At 50.0% G+C, this 3,602-nt stretch carries 1 protein-coding gene; it reads left to right on the forward strand.

Annotation, left to right across the window (positions count from 1 at the left end; genetic code table 11):
• Positions 1-89: 89 nt before the first annotated feature.
• Positions 90-3,278, forward strand: a complete 3,189-nt coding sequence (locus ACN4EG_RS27320; protein WP_431633444.1) for a tetratricopeptide repeat protein — start codon at positions 90-92, stop codon at positions 3,276-3,278.
• The last annotated feature ends 324 nt before the right edge of the window (positions 3,279-3,602 follow it).

Genomic DNA, 3,602 nt, shown 5'->3' on the forward strand with positions numbered 1-3,602 from the left:
GGGTGTTTTTATTTTAGGGGATGGGTGTTGGGGAGTGGGGAGTGGTGTTATAACGGGGGGTAGTTTCCTTCTGTCATAGTGTTTTGGGTATGGCTGCGAATTCCCGTCTGACTTGGAAAGAGAAGCGCGATCGAATTGTGCGATCGGATTTTATTGGTCGTCAGGAGCAGTTGGCGGCGTTTCGGGCTTCGGTGACGGATGTGGATGCGCAGACGGTGATTTTTGGGATTTCGGGGCAGGGGGGCGTAGGGAAGACGACGCTGCTGAAGGAGTTTCGGCGGATTGCGGAGGAGTGTGGGCAGATTGCGGCCTATGTGGATGAGGGGTCGCCGACGAATCGGGTGGAGGATGTGCCGGAGGCGTTGTGGCGGTTGGCGCAGGATTTTGCGGCGCAGAATGGGGCGTATAAGTTTGAGAAGTTTCAGGAGCGTTATAAGACTTATCGCCAGAAGAAGCAGGAGTTGGAGGCTGATCCGGAGGCTCCGAGTGGGATTTGGTCGGGGGTTGGCCGGACGGGAACGAAGGTGCTGCTGGGGGGCGTGAAGGCGCTTCCTGGGATGGGGGAGGTGATGGAGGAGTTTGTCGATCGGGATGCGTTGGCGGAGAAGGGTGGGGAGTTGCTGTCGTTTGCTTGGAAGAAGTTTCGCAATCAGGATGAGGTGCAGTTGGTGACGGAGCCGCTGGAGGTGCTGACGCCGCTGTTTTTGGAGGAGATGAATCGGATTGCGGCGAAGCAGATGGTGGTGCTGTTGTTGGATACCTATGAGGTGACGGGGAAGTTTTTGGATGATTGGTTACGGGCGGTGTTGGATTGTCGGTATGGGGATGATTTGACGAGTCATTTCCGGTTGTGTATTGCGGGGCGGGAACCGTTGGATCGCAATGCTTGGGTGGAGTTGGAGGGGTGTATTGCTCGATCTCCGTTGGAGCTGTTTACGGAGGAGGAGGCGCGGCGGTTTTTGGCGAGTAAGGGGATTACGAGTGAGGCGGTGATTCAGGAGATTTGGCGGTTGTCGGGGGGTGGGTTGCCGCTGTTGGTGTCGATGATGGCGCAGAATGCTCCGACGACGGTGGCTGGGGTGGAGGATCATTGTGAGGTGGCGGTGGAGCGGTTTTTGAAGTGGGAGTCGGATGGGGCAAGGCGGCAGTTGGCGCTGGAGGGGGCCTGTGCGCGGGTGCTGGATGAGGATGTGGTGGCGGTGTTGGGGGATGGGGCGTTTGAGTGGTTGAAGGGTTGTGCGTTTGTGGTGCGGGATGGGGCTTGCTGGCGCTATCACTCGGTGGTGCGGGAGCAGATGGTGCGCTATGGGGTGCAGCGGTCTGGGAAGCGCTGGGCGGAGGTGCATGGCAAGTTGGCGAAATACTATGGGGAACGGCAGGGGGCGTTGGGGCTGGAGGCTGGGAAGGAGGCGAAGGATGGGGTTTGGCGGGGGCGGGAGTTGGAGCGGGTGTATCACGAGTTATGTGTCGCTCCGCAGGGAAAGGTGGGGTTGGCGTTGAATGGATTTTTGCGGGCGCTGAAGCAGTCGCAGGCATTTGCGCGGGATTGGGCGGGGGTGATGGTGCAGGCGGGGCAGGAGGCTGGGTGTGAGGCGTTGCAGCAGTGGGGAGAGCGATTGCGGAAGGGGCTGGTGGCTCAGCAGGAGAAGCGCTATGAAGAGGCGATTCTGGTGCTGACGGCATTATTGGCGGAGGTGGGGATTGAGGAGAAGTTGCGGGCGGTGGCGCTAGATTGGCGAGGCTGTTGGTATCGGCGGAATAATCAGGAGGAAGCTGCGCTGAAGGACTTGCAGCAGGCGGTGGAGATTGATGGGGAGGATTCAGAATATTGGTTTGATTTGGCTTTAACCTGTCAAAACTTAAAACGGTATGACGAGGCAATCACGGCCTACCAAAAAGCGATCGAACTCAACCCGAAATTTGCCTATCCTCACAATGGCTTAGGCGCTGTCTACTATTACCAGAAACGGTATGATGAGGCGATCAGTGCCTACCAAAAAGCGATCGAACTCGACCCGAAATATGCCTCTCCTCACTACAACTTAGGCAATCTCTACCAAGAGCATAAACGGTATGACGAGGCGATCACGGCCTACGAAAAAGCGATCGAGATTGACTCTAAATTTGCTCCAGCTCACAATAACTTAGGTAAGATCTACCAAGAGCTTAAAAATAATACTTTAGCTATTCAATCGTATCATCAAGCTCTTGAATCACCAGACTTGTTCAGTGCTCATACATTTGCCTATAGTAATCTAGGTGATATCTACAGAGAACAAGAAGAATATGATGAAGCTATTACTGCTTACAGAAAATCGATCGAACTAGATCCGAAATATGCATCTCCTCACAATAATTTAGGCAATCTCTACCAAGAGCAGAAACAGTATGAGAAGGCGATCGTGGCCTACGAAAGAGCGATCGAACTTGACCCGAAAAATGCTATGACTTATTACAATTTAGGCATTCTCTACAAAGAACAGGAGCAGTATGACAAAGCAATAGTGGCTTACCAAAAAGTGATTGAGATTGACTCTAAATTTGCTCCAGCTCACAATAACTTAGGTAAGATCTACCAAGAGCTTAAAAATAATACTTTAGCTATTCAATCGTATCATCAAGCTCTTGAATCGCCAGACTTGTTCAGTGCTCATACAGTTGCCTACAGTAATCTAGGTGATATCTACAGAGAACAAGAAGAGTATGATGAAGCTATTACTGCTTATGGAAAATCGATCGAACTAGATCCGAACTATATTTTTGCGCAAGAACAACTTGGTCACCTTCAATATCGATTAGAACAGTATTCAGCGTCTTTAGAATCTTTTCAAAAAGCTTTAAATCTACAACCAGATAATCTAACCTTTCGCAACAATTCAGGATATCTAAATTTACTTCAAGGTGATTTCCAAACAGCAGTAAGCTTAATTCAACAAGTACTTGAAAAAGACAACTTCGATCGAGCTTGGCTGAATTATGGTCTTGTTCAAGTTCAACGAGGCGAATTAGACGAGGCAAAACAATCTTGGCAAAAAGGACTAGATTTTATGGTTGCTGATAGTGATTGGAATCAGGCTGTTCATTGTGTATTTACAGTGGCATTGGGAAATATCACCCATGGCTTCGATCGATTAAATAATTTGATCCAATCCTGTACCGATAAATTTGCTCTGAGAAATGCTCTTAATGATGCAATTATCCTTTCACGTAGCCCACAAGCGATTACTGGAATTGATCAGGTAATTCAACTTTTACAAGCTGCTCTTGCAGCAGATTAAACAATCAGTTTCAGAGTCCAAGTTACTTGACTACAAAATTGAGATTACTCAGGAGGCTACCTCACAATCTCAGTCGATCGATGTTGCCGATCGCCACTGTTGCGAAGTATCTCACGATGCTTGACAGTTTCCCTCGTTATCCGTAGGCTTGTTTCTCATAGCTGAGTACAACCGTGTTTGACTTCCCGATTGAATCAGCTTGTCTCCCAAAAATTGAAGCGCTGCCTAAGTTGCTGGTAACAACGGAAGGCAGCTAAACCCCCAAGCTGACGAGACCAGCTAGGCGGTCTGACACGGATTGTAACATTCGATCGGGCCACCCTA

Source organism: Alkalinema pantanalense CENA528, assembly GCF_050753345.1.
Classification (GTDB): Bacteria; Cyanobacteriota; Cyanobacteriia; order Leptolyngbyales; family Leptolyngbyaceae; genus Alkalinema; species Alkalinema pantanalense.

What these genes read in the sequence shown, in the direction of transcription:
- ACN4EG_RS27320 (WP_431633444.1), top strand. Translation starts at nt 90, where the DNA reads ATGGCTGCGAATTCCCGTCTGACTTGGAAAGAGAAGCGCGATCGAATT.